Origin of the sequence: Neptuniibacter sp. (genome assembly GCF_024231755.1) — a bacterium.
Lineage (GTDB): Bacteria > Pseudomonadota > Gammaproteobacteria > Pseudomonadales > Balneatricaceae > Neptuniibacter.
This window is the reverse complement of sequence record NZ_JAAEQH010000195.1, coordinates 1-5,306: the sequence shown is the minus strand read 5'-3', so window position 1 is coordinate 5,306 and position 5,306 is coordinate 1. Positions and strand designations below refer to the sequence as shown.

Here is a 5,306-nt window from a genome sequence, read left to right as displayed (position 1 = left end):
TTTCGCCTGAAGACATAGATTATGGTTCGAAAGCACTTCAATGATTCGGCAATCAGCCACTGTCCCCCCAGCACATTGCTCTATCATGCGTTTCAACTCCTTTTTCATTCCCTGTAATCGTTTAATCTTTGATTCAACATCAGCCAAATGACTTCGGGCGATAGCATCTACATCACCACAGGAATGGTTTGGGCTGTCATTCAGTGTCAGTATCTCTCGAATCTGCTCCAGTGAAAAGCCAAGCTCCCGGCTATGGCGGATAAAAGCAAGTCTGTCGCAATGAGCCTTTCGATAGATACGCTGATTTCCAGCAGTCCTCTCTGGTTCAGGTATGAGACCTATCTGTTCGTAGTACCGAATGGTCTGTACCTGACAATTACCGGCTACAGCGACCTCTCCGATTGAATATTTTTTACTCACGCAAATTAACCCTTGAACCTAAAGTTACTTTAGGTATTAAGCTTATACCAGAAAGAAGATGAATTCAGATTAAGGGGTTGGTATGGCTGGTTGTGGTTGTAATAGCAATGTCCAATTTGATGGTGTTTCCGCCGAGTACAAACGAACCTTATGGATCGTAATCGCGATCAATGTGCTTATGTTTGTGGTTGAAACTGGAGCTAGCATCGCATCTCAATCAATGGCGCTCAGAGCTGATGCTCTTGATTTTCTAGGGGACAGTTTGACCTACAGCATTACCCTGTTAGCGATAGGACACTCTCTGCGCTGGAGAGCCTCGGCCGCGCTATTTAAAGGCATCACCCTCGCGCTCATGGGGCTATGGGTATTGGGATCTACTTTCTACCGTACTCTTGTCTTAGAGATTCCAAATGAAATGATCATGGGGTCTGTAGCTATGATGGCGTTCACCGCTAATCTCATCAGTGCACTGTTGTTATTGAAGTATCGAGATGGAGACAGCAATGTACGTTCAGTCTGGCTCTGTAGCAGAAACGATGCTATTGGTAATTTGGCTGCATTACTGGCAGCAGTTGCGGTTTTTGCCACTCAGAGCCCTTGGCCTGATTTGATTGTCGCTGTTGCGATGGCGCTACTCTTTTTACATTCAGCATGGTTGATCTTGCGTCAATCCATTGCTGAACTTCGTCAGGAATAGGCGGATACTTCACAAGTATCCACCTGTAATATTAATCTTTATAAGACCAGAAGCTCATTAATCTCTGGGCTGACGTCTTTTATAACCACAGAGCCATTAGATTAAGCTCAAAGGTAATTGGACTCTAACAGAGAATCCCTTGGCGTCTCTGTTAGTAAATAAAATATCCCCTTGATATTGTTGAACAATAGTTTGGACTATATTGAGCCCAAGGCCATGCCCTTTAGCCTGTTCGTCCAACCGTATACCACGCTTTGTTAAGCGTTCAATTTGGGTTTTTGAGCATCCGGGGCCGTCATCATTCACGATTACCTCAAACTGGTCTAACTCACCGTTTATATCCACACTGATCACCCCGTCACACCATTTTGCTGCATTGTCCATAAGGTTTCCCATTAACTCATTAAAGTCGGCCTGGTCACCGGGAAAATGAGACTGCGGGTTGATGTTAATATCAAATGTCAGCAGTTTATCGGGGTAGATTAATTTAAGTGTCGCCGCTAGATTTTCAACTGCGGTAACAATAGAAAAATTCTCGGACTGATGTCCTCTACCAGATATTCGGGCTCGCTTTAATTCACTTGAGATTATCAGATTGAGTTGTTCAGCCTGTTCGATCAGTTGCTCTCGAATTTTAGGAGTAAGGCCGTTATCCTTGGTTTCTGCTATTTGTGTGATTACTGCAATCGGGTTTTTCATCGCATGAGATATATTACCCACCGCGTTTTTACTACGCTCGTTTCGGCTATGCAGATAGCCTAGTAGTTGGTTGATAGCACTGACTAAAGGGGATATTTCACTGATATCGCTATTGGGAAGAGTGGGTTTCTCCCCCCGTTGCAGAGCGTCGATCTGACTTCTTATTGGGTCTAATTTGGAGAAGGTTTCGCGGATAACTTTTTGCTGGAGCAATAGAACAATTGCTAAGGCAAGAATAATGGCCAATAGCATATAGCTATAGTTTTTATCGAGTTCAGCCAGCGCCGCAGTAGTTTCCTGAATAACTATAAACTGCATCGAATCAGTAAATGTTCGGCTTAGGATTAAGAAACTACGATCGTTATTATCCTGAAATTCGTGGATACCCGGAGTATTAAACCAATCCTCTAGCGGGTACTCACTAAGGAGTGTTGGAGCAGAACTCCAGCTACTGGTTTGGCTGCGGATAGCGTAAATATGGCTACTGTGTTTCGGCAGGTTAAGTGTTAGCGAGGTACGTTGTTCTGGAGTGGTTTGACGAAGGTGTTGAGCGAGTGCTGATCCTTCATGTTGCAGTTGCCGTTTTTGCATTTTAAGGTAAAGGCTGTCTGCCCACCATGAATGGAAAAAGGCCAACGCCGCAATCAAGGCTAATGCAATAAGGATAAAGCGCTTAAGCAGAACCTTCTCAATCGAAATCATAATAAGCCTTTGTAGCGATAACCCTGAAATCTTCGGTTTTCTATTACCTGTTTACCCAATTTAGTACGCAAACGACGGATATAACTTTCGACGATATTACTTTCCCGTTCGGCATCAAATTGATAGAGAGTGTCGAGTAATTTCTGTTTGCTATAGAGCCGCCCCGGGTTGCGTAAAAAGTGTTGTAACAACCGATACTCCGTGAAAGTCAGAGATATACGCTCGCCGCTTTCTAGAATGATTGCATCTTGGGTACTTTCATCTAAGCTAATACCACCGGCTGAAAGGTTCGGGCATTGGTGTGGTTTACTGCGACGAAGTAGAGCTTCTAAGCGCACCAATAGTTCTTCCTGACGGAAAGGCTTACAGACATAATCATCAGCTCCCGCTTGAAAAGTTATAACTTTCTCTTCCCAATTATCCCGAGCAGTTAGCACTAATACTGGCGTATGCTCATGACCCTGCCTCCATTCGGTAAGAAGAGATAAGCCACTACCATCAGGCAATCCTAAGTCCATAATGATAATGTCGTAGCTGATTTCATTTGTCATATAGCGCGCGTCACTCAGCGTACCGCTGACATCAACTATATAGCCAGAAGCTTCTAAGTTATGTTGCAGTTGGTGCGCTAAATTAAGATCGTCTTCAATCAGCAAAAGGCGCATGTTGATCTCCTACTACCCATTGGAGACTGCAACAGAGTTGCAGCCTCCACCTGAGTTTTACTTCTCAGTTTGGTACTTATATTTTGAGAATACGTCATAGAGTGATGGTATCACCAGCATAGTGAGCAAGGTTGATGAAATTAATCCACCGACTACGACGGTAGCTAAAGGCTTTTGGATTTCCGAACCTATATCAGTCGATATAAGAATAGGAATAAGGCCTAAAGCAGATGTCAGTGCCGTCATTAATACCGGGCGTAAGCGCGAACAAGCACCTTCATACACCGCTTCAGCCATACGCTGGCCATCCTGTATTCTTAGATTGATACTTTCCACCATGACTACACCGTTAAGTACAGCCACACCAAATAGTGTTATAAATCCAACCGAACTCGGTACGGACAGATACTGACCGGAAATATACAACGCAGCGACACCACCAATCAGGGCCAATGGCAGATTGAGTAATACCAAAGCGGCCTGACCTATGGAGCCAAACGAGAAATACAGCAGCAAACCTATCAAAACAATGGATAACGGCACAACTATCATCAAACGTGCCTGAGCACGCTGCTGGTTTTCGAATTGGCCACCAATATCTACGGTATAGCCTGCTGGTAGATCGACGTCTTGTTCAATCGCCGCATAGATATCGGCTACCACGCTGCCCATATCACGGTCCTGTACATTAGCTTGAATCACCACGCGGCGTTGAACATCATCCCGACGGATTTGCGGCGGACCTTCTTCAATAGCCACTGTCGCGATATCACCCAAGCGAACGATAGCGCCATTGCTGGCTTGTAGGCGCAACTGTCTTAAATTAGCAGCAGATTTACGTTGATCTTTCTTCAGACGAACATAGATATCATAACGTTCGTTACCGTTGATGACTTGACCCGCGCTTTGGCCGCCGATACCTGTTTCCACAAGTTGAATCACATCAGCTACAGCTAAACCATAACGAAACAGTTGTTCACGGTTAGGGCGAATCACTAACTGCGCTTCACCTTCTACTTGCTCCATTGCTACATCAGTGGTGCCGGGGATCTGTTGCACCACCCGTTCGATCTCGCGGGCTTTATCCGCAAGGGTATCCAGCTCGCTGCCAAACAGTTTAATCGCCAACTGAGCTTTAACACCGGAGAGCAATTCATCTACACGGGTTGCTATAGGTTGTGAGAAAGTGAATAACAAGCCGGGATGCACTTCTAGGCGTTCTTGCATTAATTCCTGTAATTCACGGCGATTGCTGGCGCTAGTCCATTTATTAACAGGTTTGAGACCAATATAAATCTCGATATTAGACACTGGCTCTGGGTCTCCGCCTACTTCTGCTCGGCCAATCCGGCTCAAGGCATAAGTCACTTCGGGGAATGCCAAAATCTCCTGCTCTAACTTAGGTGCTACTGAGATAGCTGTTTGCAGGTTAGCTGAAGGCGCTAAAGTAACACGTAAGTTGATGGTGCCTTCTTCCAACTCTGGTACAAACTCAGTACCTAAGCGTGGCAGTAATAACAGGGTGCCGACCACGGCCAAACCGGCAGCAGATAGCAACCATTTACGTTGCTTAAGCACGCTGCTGAGGAGTTTGCGGTAGGCTCGGTCGATTGGTTTCAGCAGCGGACTCTCTTTCTCACGAATTCCTTTACGGAACAGTAGACTGGCTAGGGCTGGCACAACGATCAATGCCACTAGTAGTGCGGCTAGCATAGCGATAATAATTGTGATTGCCATGGGCTGGAACAACTTGCCTTCCACCCCTTGTAAACTGAACAGAGGTGCAAACACGACAATAATAATCATCACTGCAAAGAAGATTGGACGAGCAACCTCTTTCGCCGCCATGATAATCCGTATCGAAATACCGTGGTCGTCTTTACTTGCTGCGAATGGGTCTTCAGTACCTGGAGCTGTATGGCCTTCGTGGCGTTGGTCTGGGTGGCTTAAGTGTTTAAAGATGTTTTCCATCATTACCACGGCACCATCAACCATCATACCGATGGCAATAGCAAGTCCGCCTAAAGACATCAAATTAGCGGACATCCCATTAAATGACATAAACGCAAGCGCTAAACCAACCGACAGTGGAATGGAGAGAAGTACCAACGAGGTTGCGCGCA

General features: G+C 45.5%; 5 protein-coding genes. 1 reads left to right on the top strand and 4 read right to left on the bottom strand.

Annotated features, from left to right (window positions below; translation table 11 throughout):
* The coding region (locus tag GY843_RS10175; protein ID WP_297309176.1) for a helix-turn-helix domain-containing protein at positions 1-420 on the bottom strand (420 nt) is incomplete at its 3' end.
* An 82-nt stretch (positions 421-502) separates the two neighbouring features.
* On the opposite strand from GY843_RS10175, the gene GY843_RS10170 reads away from it, so the two are divergent.
* Positions 503-1,117: a cation transporter gene (locus tag GY843_RS10170; RefSeq protein WP_297309174.1), complete on the top strand. Its 615-nt coding sequence runs from the start codon at positions 503-505 to the stop codon at positions 1,115-1,117.
* A 96-nt stretch (positions 1,118-1,213) separates the two neighbouring features.
* On the opposite strand, the gene GY843_RS10165 is transcribed toward GY843_RS10170, so the two are convergent.
* The 3 genes from GY843_RS10165 to GY843_RS10155 all read right to left on the bottom strand — a co-directional run.
* Positions 1,214-2,518, bottom strand: a complete 1,305-nt coding sequence (locus GY843_RS10165) for an ATP-binding protein (protein ID WP_297309172.1) — start codon at positions 2,516-2,518, stop codon at positions 1,214-1,216.
* Positions 2,515-3,183 carry a response regulator transcription factor gene (locus GY843_RS10160; RefSeq protein WP_297309170.1) on the bottom strand — a complete coding sequence of 223 codons (669 nt, stop codon included), beginning with the start codon at positions 3,181-3,183 and terminating at the stop codon, positions 2,515-2,517. Before GY843_RS10160 ends, GY843_RS10165 begins: the two co-directional genes overlap by 4 nt.
* 57 nt (positions 3,184-3,240) lie before the next feature.
* Positions 3,241-5,306, bottom strand: a 2,066-nt coding sequence (locus GY843_RS10155) for an efflux RND transporter permease subunit (RefSeq protein WP_297309168.1), incomplete at its 5' end; no start/stop codon positions are given.

Excerpts from the sequence above, each read along its gene's own strand:
- GY843_RS10170 (WP_297309174.1), top strand. The coding sequence starts at position 503 with ATGGCTGGTTGTGGTTGTAATAGCAATGTCCAATTTGATGGTGTTTCC.
- GY843_RS10165 (WP_297309172.1), bottom strand. The coding sequence starts at position 2,518 with ATGATTTCGATTGAGAAGGTTCTGCTTAAGCGCTTTATCCTTATTGCA.
- GY843_RS10160 (WP_297309170.1), bottom strand. The coding sequence starts at position 3,183 with ATGCGCCTTTTGCTGATTGAAGACGATCTTAATTTAGCGCACCAACTG.